13 protein-coding genes, 1 tRNA gene and 1 pseudogene are annotated in these 15,871 nt (G+C 72.7%); 6 read left to right on the top strand and 9 right to left on the bottom strand.

Annotation, left to right across the window (positions count from 1 at the left end):
* Nucleotides 1-230 precede the first annotated feature (230 nt).
* From PS467_RS13675 to PS467_RS13660, 4 genes and pseudogenes are all read left to right on the top strand, one after another.
* The gene (locus PS467_RS13675) at nucleotides 231-1,499 is read left to right on the top strand and encodes an HpcH/HpaI aldolase/citrate lyase family protein (protein WP_311035511.1); all 1,269 of its coding nucleotides are present in this window, start codon (nucleotides 231-233) and stop codon (nucleotides 1,497-1,499) included.
* A 231-nt stretch (nucleotides 1,500-1,730) separates the two neighbouring features.
* Nucleotides 1,731-5,189 (top strand): annotated as a pseudogene (locus PS467_RS13670) (phosphoribosyltransferase); the annotation flags it as partial.
* Nucleotides 5,190-5,290: 101 nt separating this feature from the next.
* Entirely contained in the window at nucleotides 5,291-6,163 is an 873-nt protein-coding gene (locus PS467_RS13665) for an HAD family hydrolase (RefSeq protein ID WP_311035510.1), read from the top strand.
* A gap of 134 nt (nucleotides 6,164-6,297) precedes the next feature.
* Nucleotides 6,298-6,960 carry an O-methyltransferase gene (locus PS467_RS13660; protein ID WP_311035509.1) on the top strand — a complete coding sequence of 221 codons (663 nt, stop codon included), beginning with the start codon at nucleotides 6,298-6,300 and terminating at the stop codon, nucleotides 6,958-6,960.
* Here the strand turns inward: PS467_RS13660 and PS467_RS42115 are convergent.
* The 3 genes from PS467_RS42115 to PS467_RS13645 all read right to left on the bottom strand — a co-directional run bounded on the left by PS467_RS42115 (nucleotide 6,917) and on the right by PS467_RS13645 (nucleotide 9,686).
* Complete coding sequence (locus PS467_RS42115) at nucleotides 6,917-7,894, bottom strand: DUF4383 domain-containing protein (RefSeq protein ID WP_432280579.1); 978 nt, start codon at nucleotides 7,892-7,894, stop codon at nucleotides 6,917-6,919. The two genes, PS467_RS13660 and PS467_RS42115, sit on opposite strands and share 44 nt — an antisense overlap.
* A gap of 144 nt (nucleotides 7,895-8,038) precedes the next feature.
* Nucleotides 8,039-8,266, bottom strand: coding sequence for an FmdB family zinc ribbon protein (locus tag PS467_RS13650; RefSeq protein ID WP_311035508.1), 228 nt, complete (start codon nucleotides 8,264-8,266; stop codon nucleotides 8,039-8,041).
* Between the two features lie 106 nt (nucleotides 8,267-8,372).
* Nucleotides 8,373-9,686: a hypothetical protein gene (locus PS467_RS13645; RefSeq protein ID WP_432280578.1), complete on the bottom strand. Its 1,314-nt coding sequence runs from the start codon at nucleotides 9,684-9,686 to the stop codon at nucleotides 8,373-8,375.
* Nucleotides 9,687-9,958: 272 nt separating this feature from the next.
* On the opposite strand from PS467_RS13645, the gene PS467_RS13640 reads away from it, so the two are divergent.
* Both PS467_RS13640 and PS467_RS41930 read left to right on the top strand, forming a co-directional pair.
* Nucleotides 9,959-10,030: transfer RNA gene (locus PS467_RS13640), tRNA-Val, on the top strand.
* A gap of 320 nt (nucleotides 10,031-10,350) precedes the next feature.
* Entirely contained in the window at nucleotides 10,351-10,497 is a 147-nt protein-coding gene (locus PS467_RS41930) for a helix-turn-helix domain-containing protein (RefSeq protein WP_349256465.1), read from the top strand.
* 159 nt (nucleotides 10,498-10,656) lie between these two features.
* Here PS467_RS41930 and PS467_RS13630 read toward each other — a convergent pair whose 3' ends face one another.
* The 6 genes from PS467_RS13630 to PS467_RS13605 form a co-directional block, all read right to left on the bottom strand.
* Nucleotides 10,657-11,319, bottom strand: a complete 663-nt coding sequence (locus tag PS467_RS13630; RefSeq protein WP_311035506.1) for a class I SAM-dependent methyltransferase — start codon at nucleotides 11,317-11,319, stop codon at nucleotides 10,657-10,659.
* Between the two features lie 45 nt (nucleotides 11,320-11,364).
* Entirely contained in the window at nucleotides 11,365-11,835 is a 471-nt protein-coding gene (locus PS467_RS13625) for a glycine-rich domain-containing protein (RefSeq protein ID WP_311035505.1), read from the bottom strand.
* 338 nt (nucleotides 11,836-12,173) lie between these two features.
* On the bottom strand, nucleotides 12,174-12,518 hold the full coding sequence (locus PS467_RS13620; protein ID WP_311035504.1) for a hypothetical protein: 345 nt from the start codon (nucleotides 12,516-12,518) through the stop codon (nucleotides 12,174-12,176).
* Complete coding sequence (locus tag PS467_RS13615; RefSeq protein ID WP_311035503.1) at nucleotides 12,515-13,102, bottom strand: hypothetical protein; 588 nt, start codon at nucleotides 13,100-13,102, stop codon at nucleotides 12,515-12,517. The genes PS467_RS13620 and PS467_RS13615 overlap by 4 nt, the downstream gene beginning before the upstream one ends.
* 113 nt (nucleotides 13,103-13,215) lie before the next feature.
* Entirely contained in the window at nucleotides 13,216-14,427 is a 1,212-nt protein-coding gene (locus PS467_RS13610; RefSeq protein ID WP_311035502.1) for a helix-turn-helix domain-containing protein, read from the bottom strand.
* A gap of 252 nt (nucleotides 14,428-14,679) precedes the next feature.
* On the bottom strand, nucleotides 14,680-15,342 hold the full coding sequence (locus tag PS467_RS13605) for a hypothetical protein (protein ID WP_311035501.1): 663 nt from the start codon (nucleotides 15,340-15,342) through the stop codon (nucleotides 14,680-14,682).
* Nucleotides 15,343-15,871: the final 529 nt, after the last annotated feature.

The following is a 15,871-nucleotide window of genomic DNA, read 5'->3' as shown; positions in this document are numbered from 1 at the left end:
GCAATCCTGCCCTCCCGGCGGGTGCCGGGACAACGCAGGGTACGGGGCGGGTCGCGGTGCGGAGGTGGTACGGGGTGGCAGGGCGGGCATGCCGGACACCGCATGGACGCACACGGGTTACGTGATTTTCACGCTCTTGGGGAACTTTTGACCCGGGGCCGCACGTACGATTATCGGCCAACCATGGGCGAGTGTGGCCGAAGAAGTGTACCGGCAGTACGGGGAGTTACATGCGGCATTTTGGACATCTGCCGGACGAGGTACGGGCGAACCTCTTCCACCGGGAGCCCGGTGAGTTCACCGTGGACTCCCCGCCCGGGACGCTGGCCGTCGCGCTCGGCGCGACCCTCTACTGCCCGGCGACCCGGCCCCGGCTCGCCGAGGACATCCTCAAACAGGCGGGCCGCGGCGTGGTGTCCATGGTGCTGTGCCTGGAGGACTCCATCGACGACGCCGAGGTGCCGGGGGCGGAGGAGAACCTCGTACGGCAATTCGCGGAGCTGGCGGGACTGGCGGGGCCGACGGGGTCGGCAGGGTTGGCGGGGCCGGCGGGGTCGGCGGGGTCGGTCGCGTCGGCGGGACGGTCCGGGCGTGGCCCCGACACCCCGCTGCCGCTGCTCTTCATCCGGGTCCGCACCCCCGAGCAGATCCCCGATCTCGTCACCCGGCTGGGAGCGGGCGTGCGGCTGCTGTCCGGATTCGTACTGCCGAAGTTCACCGAGGAGCGCGGCGCGGCCTTCCTCGAAGCGCTGATGTCGGCCGAAAGTCCCCAGGTGACCGAGGCGTTGGGCGGACGGCGGCTCTATGCGATGCCGGTCCTGGAGTCGCCCGAGCTGATGCACCGCGAAACCCGCACCGAGACCCTGAGCGGCCTCGGCCGGATCGTCGACAAATACCGGGAGCGGGTGCTGGCGCTGCGCCTCGGGGTCACCGATCTGTGCTCGGCGTACGGACTGCGCAGGGCGCCGGACATGACCGCCTACGACGTCCAGATGATCGCGTCCGTGATCGCGGACGTGGTGAACATGCTGGGCCGGGCCGACGGCACGGGCTTCACGATCACCGGACCGGTGTGGGAGTACTTCAAGCCCCATGAGCGGATGTTCAAACCGCAGCTGCGGATCAGCCCCTTCAGCAGCGGCCGCGCCGAATCCCTGCGCACCGCGCTGATCGAGCACCACATGGACGGGCTGCTGCGCGAGATCGAGCTGGACCGGGCCAACGGTCTGCAGGGCAAGACCTGCATCCACCCCACCCATGTCGCCCCCGTGCACGCGCTCTCCGTCGTCAGCCACGAGGAGTTCAGCGACGCGGTGGACATCCTGGAACCCCAGCGCGGCGGGGGCGGTGTGCTGCGCTCCTCGTACACCAACAAAATGAACGAGGTGAAGCCGCACCGGGCCTGGGCCGAGCGGACCCTGCGGCGCGCCGAGGTCTTCGGGGTGGCCCGGGAGGACGTGAGCTTCGTGGAACTGCTGGCGGCGAGCCTGGGCACGTAGAACGAACCGGGCTCGGGACGGGCCGGGGTGGACGATGAGGGAAACGAGGCACAGGGCGGCGTGAGCGTGGGCAACGTGTGGTCGGGACAGTGGGTCGCGGACCGGCTGGGAGTACGGCTCGAGGACGGCGGGGACGGCCGCGACGGCACTGGCGGCCGGGACCGCGACGGCACTGGCGGCCGGGACCGCGACGGCACTGGCGGCCGGGACCGCGACGGCACCGGCGCGGAGCTGGGCGAGCTGCTCGGGCTGCGCGAGCTGCTCGGGCTGGCGCTGCGGCGCAACCCCAAGCGGGCGCATCTGCTGGTCTCCAACGTGCTCGGCAAGCACGTCCCACAGCGGCCCGCCACCGTCTACGGCATGGGCGTGCGGCTCGGCCATCGGGTGCGGGAGCTGCTGGGCGACGAGGCGGCGGCGCGTGCGGTGGTGCTGGGGTACGCCGAGACGGCCACGGGCCTCGGCCACAGCGTCGCCGACGGGCTCGCCCTCGCGCCGTACCTGCACTCCACCCGCCGCCCGGTCCCGGGCGTCGCCACGGTGGGCGGCTTCGAGGAGGAGCACAGCCACGCCACCTCCCATCTGCTGCTCCCGGAGGACCCCGGGCTGCTCAGCTCCGAGGGCCCTCTGGTCCTCGTGGACGACGAGTTCTCCACGGGCCGGACGATCCTCAACACCATCGCCGCCCTCCACCGCCGCTTCCCGCGCGACCACTATGTGGTGGTCGCCCTGGTGGACATGCGCTCCCCCGAGGACCGCGCCCGCCTGGACGCCTTCGCGGCCGACCTGGGCGCCCGCGTCGACTTGGTCGCCGCCGCGGCCGGAGCGGTCCACCTCCCCGAGGACGTGCTGGAGCGCGGCGCGAGCCTGGTGGCCGAGTACGAGAGCGACGCGGACACGGCCGGCGGGGGCGCGCCCGCCCCCACCGCGCCCCCATCGGGCGCCGCCCCCACCACGCCCCTGGTGTCGGCGGGTGTCGCTGCGGACGCGGAGGCGGTGTCGGCGGGTGTTGCCTCGGATGGGGGCGTGGTTCCGGCGGGTGTCGTCTCCGCCACGCCGCTGGTGTCGGCGGGTGTCGCTGCGGACGCGGAGGCGGTTCCGGCGGGCGTTGCCTCGGACGGGGAGGCGGCCCCGGCGGGTGTTGCCTCGGACGAGGGTGCGGTCCCGACGGGTGTCGTCCCCACCACGCCCCCCGTCCCGGCGGGTGTCCCCGCGGACGCGGAGGCGGTTCCGGCGGGTGTTGCCTCGGACGGGGGCGTGCTCCCAGCGGGTGTCGTCTCCGCCACGCCGCTGGTGTCGGCGGGTGTCGCTGCGGACGCGGAGGCGGTGTCGGCGGGTGTTGCCTCGGACGAGGGTGCGGTTCCGGCGGGCGTCATCCCCACCACGCCCTCCGTCCCCGTCGCCTCGGGCGCGGACGCGGGCGGTGGGGCGGCCCGTGGCGGCGTGTCCGCCGCGAGTGCCGACGGGGCTCGCCCGGCCCCCGGCGTGGCTGCCGACAGGACGCCTCCGGCCGAGGCGGGGCGCCCGGTCTCGGGCGCGCCCGCTCCGGCCCCTGTGGGCGAGCGACAGGAGAACGCCGGGCTGGCCGCCGCTCAAGAACGCACGGGCCTCCCAGCCGTGGTCCGCGTGGACCTCGGCTGGCCCGAGGGGCTCCCGGACGGCGGTCGTCACGGCTTCACCCCCTGCCACCGCGCCCGCCTGGAAGCGGCACTCCCCGCCATGGCGGCCCGCGTCGCGGACGCGCTGGCGACAGCACCCCGCGATGCCGCGGCGGGGGATCCCGCCGCGCTCGCCTACGGCGCTCCGCCGGCTGCCGGGAGGCACGTCGTGTCAGATGGCGCGGCCGTACCCCTCGATGGCGCCCCGGCGGAACCCAAGGGACCGGTCGCGCCGGACGTCCAGGCGGCGCCGGCCGAGGCGGACGCGCCTGCGACTACGGCTACGGCGGCAGGCGGCCAGGACGGCCGCCCCGCCGCGTTCCCCGGGGGGCCCGCCACGCCCGACACCCCGGCCGGGCCGGGTGGTGGCGTCCGCGCCACCGCCCGGCCCCGGCCCCCGTACCCGTCCCGTCCGTCCCGTCCGAGCCGTCGTGTCCTCGTCCTCGGGTTCGAGGAGTTGATGTACGCGCCCCTCCGGATCGCCGAGGCGCTCGACGATGTCCTCGACGGTGCCGAGGTGCGGTATTCGACGACCACCCGCTCGCCCGTGCTCGCCGTCGACGACCCCGGGTACGCGATCCGGACGCGGCTCACCTTCCCCGCGCACGACGAGCCCGCCGACGGCCCCGGTCCGCGCTATGCCTACAACGTGGCGCCCGGCGCCGATCCGGAGCGCCGCTTCGACGCCGTCGTCGCCGTCGTGGACTCGGTCGCCGACACCCCCGCGCTGCACGCCCCCGGCGGGCTGCTCGACGGCTTGCGCGCGCAGACGGACCGGCTGGTGCTCGCCGTCGTGCCGTCCTACCGCCCCCAGACCCCGCCCGCTCCGTCCACTCCGTCCACCGCTCCCGCCCCGCCCACCCCCCGCACCGTCTCCCAACGACAGGCCCCGCCCATGCACCAACCGTCGCACGAACCCCTGCGCGGACCCGAGTTCTCCTCCTACGCCCCCGACGAGGTCGGCTGGCTGCTCCAGGACCTCTCCCGGGTAACCCTCGAAGCGCCCACCGAGGAGCGGGAGGAGGCGATCCAGAGCGGGGGCGCGCACTACGCCGAGTCGCTGCCCGTGGAGTACCAGCCCAGCGAGCGCTACCAGGAGCTCTTCCGGTCCGCCCTCGACGCCTCCGCCGCCCGTATCGCCCGCGCCGTCGGCGCGGTGACCGAGACGGTGCTCGCCGAGCGCTCCCCGCGCCCCGTCCTGGTCTCCCTCGCCCGCGCCGGCACCCCCGTCGGGGTGCTGATGCGCCGCTGGGCACGCCACGCCCACGGGCTGGACCTCCCGCACTACGCGATCTCCATCGTGCGCGGCCGCGGTATCGACACCGCCGCGCTGCGCTGGCTGGCGGACCACCACGACCCGGCCGACGTCGTCTTCGTCGACGGCTGGACCGGTAAGGGCGCCATCACCCGCGAGCTGTCGGACGCCCTCGCCCCGTACCCGGACTTCGATCCGCGTATCGCGGTCCTCGCCGACCCCGGCCACTGTGTGGACACCTACGGCACCCGGGACGACTTCCTCGTCCCCTCCGCGTGCCTCAACTCCACCGTCTCCGGGCTGATATCGCGTACCGTGCTCCGCGCCGACCTCGTCGGGCCGAACGACTTCCACGGCGCGAAGTACTACCGCGAACTCGCCGGGTCCGACGTCTCCGGCGACTTCCTGGACACCGTCTCGGCGCGCTTCGCCGAGGTCGCCGAGGCCGCCGTGGCCGACGCCAGGCGGCTCGCGGCCACTGACCGCACCCCCACCTGGGCGGGATGGGCCGCGGTCGAGCGGATCAGCCAGGAGTACGGCATCCACGACGTCAACCTGGTCAAGCCGGGCGTCGGCGAGACCACCCGGGTGCTGCTGCGCCGCGTCCCGTGGAAGATCCTCGCCCGGCGCGGCGCGGGCGCGGACCTGGACCATGTGCGGCTGCTCGCCGACCAGCGCGGCGTGCCGGTCGAGGAGACCGACGGGCTCCCGTACACCTGCGTCGGGCTGATCCACCCGCGCTACACCCGGGGCGCCACCGGGGCCGACGGCAAAGCGGTCGGCAACAAGGGGATCAAGGCGAACGGCAAGCCCAACGGCGAGACGAACGGTAAGGCGAACGGCAACGCGGACAACGCGGACGAGGGAACGGTGGCGGCACGATGAGCGTCCTGGTGGCAAGCGACCTCGACCGCACCCTCATCTATTCGGCGGCCGCGCTCGGCCTCGACATGCCGGACGCCGAGGCCCCGCGCCTGCTGTGCGTCGAGGTGTACCAGGGCCGGCCGCTGTCGTACCTGACCGAGACCGCCGCCGGACTGCTCGCCGAACTGGCCCGCACCTCCGTCTTCGTCCCCACGACCACCCGCACCGTCGAGCAGTACCGCCGCGTCCGCCTCCCCGGCCCCGCCCCCCGCTTCGCGATCTGCGCCAACGGCGGCCAGCTGCTGGTCGACGGCGAGCCCGACCCCGACTGGCACACGCGGGTGCGTACCACCCTGGCCGCCGCATGCGCTCCCCTGGACGAGGTCCGCGCCCACCTCAGGGCCACCGCCGACCCCGCCTGGCTGCTCAAGGAGCGGGCGGCGGAGGACCTGTTCGCCTATCTGGTGGTCGAACGGGAGCTGCTGCCCGAGAGCTACGTCAAGGAGCTCGCCCAGTGGGCCGCGCCGCGCGGCTGGACGGTCTCCCTCCAGGGCCGCAAGATCTACGCCGTGCCCGAGCCGCTCACCAAGAGCGCGGCGGTCGCCGAGGTCACGAGCCGGACCGGGGCGGACGAGGTGCTCGCCGCGGGCGATTCGCTGCTCGACGCGGATCTGCTGCTCGCCGCCGACCGCGCCTGGCGCCCCGGCCACGGCGAACTGGCCGACGCCGGCTGGACGGCGCCCCAGCTGACCGTGGTCGAGGAGAAGGGCGTCGTGGCGGGCGAGAGCATCGTCCGGGCCCTGGGCGAACGCGCCTCCGTCGCCGGGGCGCGGGCCGGGGCGCGGGCCCGCGGCGAGGTCATCCGCGCCGTCCCCCGTGGCCGGGACTGATCACGCGGCGTCGGCCGAAGCTCGAATCCCCGGGGAACTCGGGTTAGAGTCGCCGAGTCCCCGCCGTACCGCGACGCCGGTCGGAAGGTGAGCGGGGCGGGCCGCTGGGCGCCGCGAGCCGAAGGGAGGCCGTGATGGCCGAGAGCAAGAGCACACCGGTGACGCCCGAGCTGTACGCGTACGTCCTGCGGCACAATCCGCCGCTCGACCCCGTACAGCGCGAGCTCGTCGAGGTCACCTACCGCAGCCTTCCCGAGCACGCCGGGATGCAGTCCGCCGAGGAGCAGGCCCCGCTGCTGGCCTTCCTGGTCCGGCTGATCGGCGCCCGCCACATCGTCGAGGTCGGCACCTTCACCGGCTTCTCCGCGCTGGCCATGGCCCAGGCGCTGCCCGCCGACGGCAGGCTGATCGCCTGCGATGTGTCGGCGGAGTGGACGGCGTACGGGCGTCAGGCGTGGGCCAAGGCCGGCGTCGAGGACCGTATCGAGCTGCGGATCGCGCCCGCTCTGGACACCCTGCGGGCGATGCCCGCCGAGCCCCATATCGATCTCGCCTATCTCGACGCGGACAAGCAGAACTACATCCCGTACTGGGAGGAGCTGGTCCCGCGGCTGAACCCCGGCGGCCTGATCGTCGCGGACAACGTGTTCTACGGCGGGCAGGTCACGGACGCGGCGCTGTCGGGCGCGGGCGCCGCGATCCAGGCGTTCAACGATCACGTGGCGGCGGACACCCGGACGGAGGCGGTCATGCTCACCGTCGCCGACGGTCTGACGATCGCGCGCCGACGCGGCTGAGCCGGTTCCTGAGCCGATTGCCGAGCCGCCGGGTGCGGGTGGGCGGCTGTTGCCGCTGCGCAGGACGCTGCCCAGGCGGCTGCTCAGGGCGGTGTGCCGGTGTCGACATGTCGGCGGGCTCGGTGCCACGCCCCCCGGGCTGATCCAGCTTGCCCCACTTACCGGGCGGCTGACCGGACCGCCGTGCCGCCGACTCCGCACCGGACCCACCGGCCGTGGAGCGCCCGCCCGGGGCACCGGGACCGCCGGAACCGCCAGGACCGCCGGGACCGCCGGGGACGCCAGGGACGCCGGGGGCCAGCGGGGTGCCGGGTGGGGCGGCCGTACCGGCCTGCTCGGCGGCGCGCCCGCGTGCCGCGATCAGCTCACGGGCCTGGGCCTCCCGTTCGGCCTGCTCGGGGTGGCGGGTCAGCCAGTACGGATTGTCGTGCGGCAGCCCGCCGCTGACCCGTCCGTACATGCCGAACCACATCAGCAGCAGCCCCACCACAAAGCTGAACAGCACGTTCTGCATCCGGAACGCCAGGAAGTTGAACGGGGTCGCCAGCAGCGCCAGATTGACGAACCCGCTCAGCAGGAAGAGGATCCCGAGCACCATGTTGAGCGTCGAGGCGAAGTTGCCGCCGATGACCATGCCGATGAAGAGCAGCAGCCCGATGACGATGGACAGCACGCTCAGCGTGCCGTTGGTGTTCAGACCGGCGACCGTGGCCCCGCCGGTGTCGAAGAAGCCGACCCGGTGGATCAGGCCCAGGATGCCGAAGGCGACGAGCACCAGCCCCATGAGCCCGGCTCCGATGCGGTAGACCTGGCTGAGCCGGTGATCGATCGGCAGATGCTCATCGAGCGTGGTGTGCGCGCCGATCCGCTCCGGGAAGTGCCGTGCGACTCCGGCGGGGTGAGGACCGATGGGGGAGGGGCGTCCCACAGCCATCTCCGGCCTCCTTCTGCTGGCGCCGGGCCCCGGTTCCGCGCGCTCCGCGGCCGAGGCCGTACCCGTGGACGCCACGTGCGCGGCACGGGTACGTACCTCCCAGGATCCGCCCGCGTCCCCCTCGGCTCAACCTCAGCAGCAGCCTCAGCCGCAGCAGCCGCCCCCGCAGCAGCCGCCACCGCCGCCGCCACCGCCGGACGGGGGCCGGGGCGAGGACGAGGCGGAGGCGCCGGTGACGGCCACGGTGGACAGCAGCTTCACCGTGTCGTCGTGCCCGTCCGGGCAGGACGCGGGATCGGAGGACTCGGCCATGGGCCGGTTCAGCTCGAAGGTGGTGCCGCAGGCGCGGCAGCGGTACTCATAGCGAGGCATGGCAGGAGCATAACCACCGATCCGCAGGTCAACCCCTCGAACAATCCCGGCCCACTCCCGGTCCCACTCCCGGTCCCACCCCCGGCCCCATCCCCCCGTGGCGGCCTCAGTGCGCGCCGCCGCCCCGCTCCTCCCGGATCTCCTGGACGACCCGGGCGGCGGTCTGCCGTACGGCCTCCGTCTCGGAGAGGAAGTGCCACCAGTCCGGATGCCGGCCCTCCAGCCCCGCGATGGCCCGCTCGAGGCGCTCCACGGCGTCGTCCAGCGGGCGTGCGTGGCGGGGATCGGGGGTGTTGCGCCCGGCCATGGCCAGCCGCTGGGCGTCCCGGACCGCGAACCGGGTGCGGTCGACCTCCTTCTGCTGGTCGTACGACACCTCGTCCAGCCGCCGCAGCCGGTCCCCGGCCGCCGAGACGGCCTCGTCCGTGGTGTTCAGCAGCGCCCGTACGGTGGTCAGCAGCGAGGTGGCGTCCGGCCAGCGCTGCTCCTCGCGCGCCGCCTGCGCCTCCTTGAGCTTCGCCTCGGCCTGCGCCACATCCCGCGCGGCCTGCGCGGGGACCGGCTGGAGGTCCTGCCAGCAGGCCGCGCTGTAACGGCGGCGCAGCTCGCTGAGGACCGGCTCGACACCGGCGGCGCGGGTGGTGATCGCCTGCGCCCGGGTGCGCAGCGACACCAGCCGCCGGTCGATCTCGGCCGCCCGCTCCGGCAGCCGCTCGGCCTCCCCGCGCACCGCCTCCGCCCTGCGGAGCACGTCATCGGCGCGCCGCAGGGTCTCCTGCACGCCGTGCTGCCCGGCCCCCTGGTTGAGCTTGGTCAGCTCGGGCGACAGCGCCGCCAGCCGGGCCGCCAGATCGTCCGCCCGCAGCCCGGACGCACGCACCGCGTCCAGCGCGTTACTCGCCGCGAGCAATGCCTGCCGCGCCCGCTCCACCGCCGGCGCCAGCCGCGCCAGCCGCGTCTCGGCCTGCTCCAGCAGCGGCCCCAGCCCCTGCGCGAACCGGTCCAGATCCGCCTTGGTGCGCTCCAACGCCTCCTTGGCCCTGGTCAGATCCGTCCGCGCCCGGGAGGCCGTCGCCGCGTCCAGGTCGTCCCGGTCCAGATCATGGGCGTCCACGGCCGTGATGTAGTCCCGGCTGACCTGGTCGATCCGCTGCCCGAGCGCCGAGAAGTCGGACGCCGTGCGGCGCGCGGCGGGCGAATCGTCCACGGCGGTGATCGTCTCGATGGAGATCCGCAGATCCCGCTGTGCGGTGTCCAGCTCGTAGAACGCCGCCGCCGCGGCGTCCTTCGCCGCCTGCGCCTCCGCCCGTTGACTCGCCCCCCGCCCCCCGAACCACCGCCGCCCCCCGCCCCCACCGGCGAACGACAGCGCCCCCACCACGGCCAGCAGCGGCACCGGCAGCAGGATCAGCCCGAGCACGGACGGACGACGCGGGCGCCGCACAGCCACGGCCGGACGGCCCGGACGGTGCGCATGGCCCGGACGGTGCGGACGGCGCGCTGGACGAGCAGAGTCTGGAGATGTCGCCGCCACTTCCCGCTCCCGATGGATCGCCCAGGTCCGAATGTCATTCTCCCACCCGTCACTGACGAGCACAGTGCTCGGTTCGGTTCACGATCTGCGGACTTCCCCAGGCAAGCCCCACGATTGCGGCACCACCCCAGGAACCCTGTAGGCTGACAGCTCCCCAGGGGCGCATAGCTCAGCGGTAGAGCGCTGCCCTTACAAGGCAGATGTCGGCGGTTCGAACCCGTCTGCGCCCACAGTGACTGACCGCAGGTGAGAGTTGCGGTTCGGCCCCTTAACTCCTCCGGGTTGAGGGGCCGTTTTCGTCTGGGTGCCACATAGATGCCACATCCCCAAAGGATCATGCTGTGCAACGGGATGTAACCATGTGCGATGGGGGGGTACGGATTTCATACAGTGAGACCCCGAGGGGTGGCGCTGCTCTCGATCCGGCGTCGCCGATTCCTGCCTCGGCAGACCCGTGGTCGTTGAACGGGGAGGTTCACACCATGGGAGAGCGCCCCCGCCGGGTTTGCCGGCGGGGGCGCCTGTATGGAGAAACGTAAGGCTCACGCAGATGCAGTTGGGCACGCGGGCCGGGATCGACAACAAGACGATCAGTCCTATCGAGAACGGCAGGCACCCCACGTCTGTCGACCAGATCGCACGCCTGGCCCGCGCCCTCGACGTCCCCTCGTACCGGCTGTTCCACGATGGTCCTTGAGCCATGCTGGTCCGTGCAGTGCCCAACTAGGTGCCGACTCGGTCAGCGACTACCGGCGCGTACGCGATACGCGCAGCAGAACAGGGGCGGAAGATCGACCGGAGCGAGGCCCCGCCCGCGCGCCACGGGGGCGACGCACGGGCGGGGCCGTGGGCAGGCTCAGGCCGTGGCGCGGACGAGCATGGTGCCGATCTTCCGAGAGCCAGCTGGTGCAGGCAGCACCCGCGCGGTCGCGTCGGTGAACCCGTGCTCGCGCAGGATCTGCGTCCAGCTCGGTGGTTCGTAATCCCACCGCTTCACCACCAGCGGGTCCTCGTCCTCGGACCTGGTGATGTACGACGCCTGACAGCCGTAGCAGCCCTCGACGGGTGGGCGCTGGGAGAAAGCCAGCACGCCGCCCGGACGGAGGCGCTCATGAATCGCCGGCAGCAGGCGGGCAGGGTCGGTGAACCACACCGCGCCGAAGACGGAGAACACCGCGTCGAAGGTGTGCGTGCAGTGGGTCAGGAAGTCGAGGGCGTCCCCCTGGTGCAGTTCCAACTGGACGGTGTCGGCCCATCGGACGCTGGCGGCCTTGAGCTGGGCCAGGGACAGGTCCACACCTACGGCCCGTGCGCCGAGTGTTGCGACGTGTGCGAGGTTGCCGCCCTTTCCGCAGCCGAGCTCCAGCACCGCCGAGCCAGGGCTTGTGCCGAGGATTTCGGCGCCGGGGCCGTGGTCGGGGTACTGCGTCCAGTTGAACCACGTCGTCTCTCCGGCGGCGTTCACGGGCCGTCGCTGGGGCTTTTGCTGCGCGTAGGTGTCCCAGGCGGTCTCCGTCATGCGCTCTCCGTTCCTGTGGGCCGGCCGCCCGGCGGCGTGCTTACGTCAGCTCGTGCCGCTGTTGGGGCTGTCGCTGCAGCCCGCGTGGCACTGGCTGCAGTCGGCCGCTTCGGGCCAGAGTTCGGCATCCACCGCGTACCCGGCGGCCGCGATGGCGTCGAGGGTGCGCTGCCGCGCCGCCGCGGCTGTGCCGTGCTCGCCTTCCGTCGGGTCCGTGGGGACATGGTGGATGAAGTGTCCCGCAACGCGCTGGCAGAAGCCGGCGTAGTCGTGGGTGTGGAGGATGAAGGTGTGCCAGCCGATGTCGATGGCCTTGCTGGGCGTCAGCGGCTGGCCGGTGTTGTTGGCGGAGGTGGCGAGGAAGGCCGCGGTCTGGGCGGTGATCCGCTCGGCGAGCGGCAGCGCGACATCGTGGTCCTTCACGATGCGCGCTGCGAGCCGGTTGAGGAGATCTGTGCTGAGGAGCTTCCTGGGGTCGGTGGCGGTGCCGAGCGGCCGTTCTACGGTGACGGTCACATTGCCTCCTATGTCGGATGACCTGGTCTGGCCTTGCTGGGGTGGCGCCTGGCCTGGTGGTCTGGCCTGCCAGGCCCCACGGCCCCTGCCTTGTCGTGGCCGCTCCTCGGCTACTGACTGGCAGGGGGTCTTGGAGAGTGGGCCGCCGGCGCCGTCGCTTCCGGTACGGGGGCCCGGAATACCAGCGGCCCACCCGGTCTATCGGGCCGGGTCCCCGGCCACGCAGAGGTGGACCGCGAGCGCCGGCAGTGCGGGGATCGCGCTGAGCAGCAGGCCCATCCGGGCGGCTCGGAAGGCGAACAGCGCCGCTCGTTCAGTGGGGGGCTGTCGGCGGTGCCTCATCCGGCGCCTCTCGCGTGCTCCTGCCGGATGGCTGTTGAGTAGGTGTCCAGGAGGCGCTGGCCGGTCTCGCACTCACCCGTCCTGCATGCCTGGCAGCCCGCGGCGTGCGTGATGGCCGCGCGCCAGGCGCTCTCCGTGGCGCAGTTGGGGTTGCACGCCCACAGGGGGTAGGTGGTGAGTGTGGGGCCCTCGCCGATGGTGACGGTGCCGAGCGGGCGGTCTCCGGTGAGCAGCGCGCAGCACAGGGCGCAGCGCCAGCCTTGGAGTTGTTCGTGGGTGAGGGTGGCCGGGTCGATGCCGGCCGGGCCCGGGGCCGTGGTGGCCGGCTGGTGCCCCTTCATCGGTGCCCCTCGTGCTCGGCTGCGGTTGCGCTGGTGAGGGTTCGGGGGTGCTGGCCTGTGGGGTAGAGCGGGGCGTGGTTGGGGCAGGCGTAGGTGCTGACGGTCATGCCCCTTTCCGCCACCTCGATCGGGATCGGTTCGTCGGTGGGGAGCTGGCAGTGGTAGCAGAGTTGGCGCCCCTTGGGCCTGCGTCCGTACTCGGCGCGGTCGGCCTCGGCCAGGACTTCCCACAGCTTCCAGGGGTGTGTCAGGTAGCGGTTGGGGCCGAGGGGTACGCGCCAGTGGGTCTTGGGGCCCTTCGTCCAGGAGGCGGGGGGTACTCCGAGGTAGGTGCGTTCGTCGGTGAGTCGGGTGAGAACGCGGACCTGCCGCAGGTTCCAGCTCGTCGCCGAGCCCACGGCGACGAGCCAGTAGAAGGTGCCGCCCTGGTCTTGGATCACCGCGCCGGTCTTGTCACCGAGCGTCGTGAGGGCGCGTTCGCCGACGACGGGTGCGGCCCGCACGGCGTCCCACCATTTGCCCACGGGTAACGCCTCGACATCAACAGCAGGTGGCGGTGTCCACGGCAGGGTACGGGTCGTCATGGTCGGCTCCATGCGCGGTCTGTGTGCTGACCGTCACATCGTGCCTACGCAGCAAGGCCCTGGTGTCCACAGACTGTGAACGCCAGGGTCCTTGACTTAGGGTGATCGGCGCGCTACACGCCGCACCACAGGGAGAACTCGCGCAACGGGTCAGGTACCTTCGCACGTGCTCTACGCAACGCCGCCGCTGTCTCGTGCACCTGCGGGTGATGCCGCGTCATCTGCGGCGCCGTCTCCCGGGCCTTGACCAGGGACGCGAACGCCTCTTCGTGGCGGGCAGTCCACACCTGGGCCCTCGCCAGATCGATGTAGAAGTGCCCGGCCCGGCCCGGCGGGTAGTCCTCCGGGATCTCCACCTTGGCCGCACGCTTCAGCGCCAGCCCGTGCTTGTCCCTGTCCGCCGCCGCGGCAACCGCGTGTAGTTCCACGTTCGTCGGCCCGAACGTCAGCTCGTAGGCGCGCGTCTCGCCCGTTTCCTGCGCCATCCCGCGCGCTTCGTCCAGCCACGCGTCGGAGCCGTCCTTGTCCCCTCGGCGGGACGCGAGAATGGAACCCTTCAGATACAGCGCTCCGCGCACCGCCCGGGTGCCAGGGGAGCCGTCATCGTCTAGCTCCTTGAGCGCGTGGTTCACCAGCCGAAGCCCGGTGTCGATGCCAGGTCGGCCGCTCTCCACGCTGGTCTGCGCGCGCATCCAGCGCTCGACCGCCACCTGCCGCGGGTCGCCGGACTGAGCCGCGGCCTGAGCCATCCGGGACAGCGCGAGTCGGGCGAGATGCATCTCCCCGACTCGGTACGCCACCCGCCATACGCCGCGGGCGGCCTCGGCCTGGAGCCCGTGCAGCTCTTCGCGTGCGCGCCCGGGACGGTCCTGGAGGTGAATGGCGTGGAGGATCTCGGCGATGAGGGATGGCAGCTTTTCGGCGAGTCCGCCCAGGTTTGCGGCTGCTCGCATCTGGACTGTCTCTGTCACGGCGGCGCGTAGCTCGCCGAGCGGCCGCGGTGGGGGTGCGGCCGGGTCGGGGTCGAGGTCCCAGTTGTCGAGGGCCCCGCCGAGCGGCTCGATCATGCGGTCGATGCGGTCCTGTTGCAGCTGCTCGCGGTAGGGCTGGCCGCGCAGGTTGGAGACGCCTACGTCAAGGGCGCGGGCGACTGCGGCCACGATCTCCTCGCTGGCGTTCCGGTCCCCTTTCTCGATCATCGAGAGCATCGAAGCGGAGACGTGCGAGCGTTGCCCCAGCTGTCGTAGTGAGTAGCCGCGGACGGCGCGTAGTTCGGCGATGCGCCGTCCAATTCCGCCGGTGTGTCCGTCGTTGCCGTATGGCATGCTGAACTCCGTTCTGACTTCGACACTCAGAACGGTACCCGCGGTCGGCTCCGCCGGTACGGCTGATCGGCCCCCATTCCGGTGGGGGCCGTCGCGCTTCCTTGACACGAGGAAAGCCCCCCGGTCCGAAGGCAGAGGGGGCGATGCGTTTCAGAGTCGTCGGCGGTCGGGAGCAAGGGCAGCTGGCGTGCTCGGGCCGTCCGTCGGCTCCGGCTGTGGCGCACCCGTGCTGGAGGTCGGTGCCGCCGCCACCTACGTGGTGAGGACGCCGGCGCGAGCAGCGAGACCGCGGAGCTCGGGTGTGGTGCGTCCGGAGACGAGTAGGCCGTTCAGCATGGCCTTGACCGCGGGGCGGGCGTGGGTCTCTTCAGCCGCGCAGCGTTCGGCTTCCAGGAGCGCGTCGATGCACTGGTCCCGGCGGCCCCACTGGGCGTAAGCGGTGGCCCGGTCGGTCCAGTAGAGGGCGCGGCGCTCGACGGTGGGCAGCGTCATGGGGTGAAGGGCGTCGGCGGCGGCGATGGCGGCTGACGGGGCGCCGGCCTTGTACTCCGCCGAGATCAGATGCAGCTGGACGGTGGCGCCGTTGAAGCCGCCGGCGGTGTCTCGCAGGTGGGTGATGCCGCCGAGTTCGTCGGCGATGGCGGCGGCCTCCTTGGTGAGCCGGCGCATGCCTTCCTGGTCGCGCTGGTGGGCGACGGTGTACGCGGCGCACTGGATGAGCAGGCCGCGCTGGGCGATGCCGATGGTCCCAGCCTCGCGGAGTGCGGGGTCATCGGCGGCGGCCAGGGCGAGGGTGAGGGATTGGTCATGCCATCCGGCCTGGCGGGCCAGCACGGCCTGTTGTCGGGCGGCCTCGGCGACGTCGAGTGGGGCGCCGCCGGCCAGGGCGAGTCGGCGGGCGCGGTCGGCGGCCATCCATCCGAGCTGCGGTTCATCGAGCTTGATGAGGGCGCGGGTGGCCAGGAGGTAGCAGCGCGCGAGGACGGCGTGGTACTCGGCGCCGGCCTGGTGCCCGGCCCGGGATGAGGCGTGGGAGGCGGACGGCGAGGCTGCCGTAGCTGGAGGCGTTGAAGTGCGCGACGGCCCGCGCCAGTTCGCCAGGCAAGTGGTCCGGAGAGAGGGGCGCGCCGAGCGGGCCGAGGCCGAGCATCGCATCCCGCAGTCCGGCGACGAGGAGTTCCCCTGGCCGGGCCTCGGCGGCGCTGCTGTGGCCGGTGCCGGTGATGGGGACGCCGGCGGCTGCCGCTGCTGTGATCGTCAGGTTCGCGAGCAGTTTCCTGCGCTTCACCGCGTCCTCACCGTCCTCGTGCCCGGGAATCCCCACCGTAGGCGCAGGGAGGCTCGGATAGGGGCCAGTTGTCGCACTGTGTCGAGGCGGTTCGGTGAGGCCGAGGTCTTGGGACGGGATGCCGAGTGCGGTCGCGAACCGGCGGAACGCGCAGGT

It is taken from the genome of Streptomyces luomodiensis (assembly GCF_031679605.1).
GTDB lineage: Bacteria > Actinomycetota > Actinomycetes > Streptomycetales > Streptomycetaceae > Streptomyces > Streptomyces luomodiensis.
The sequence above is the reverse complement of the archived record's forward strand: the minus strand, read 5'-3'. Positions and strand labels throughout refer to the sequence as shown.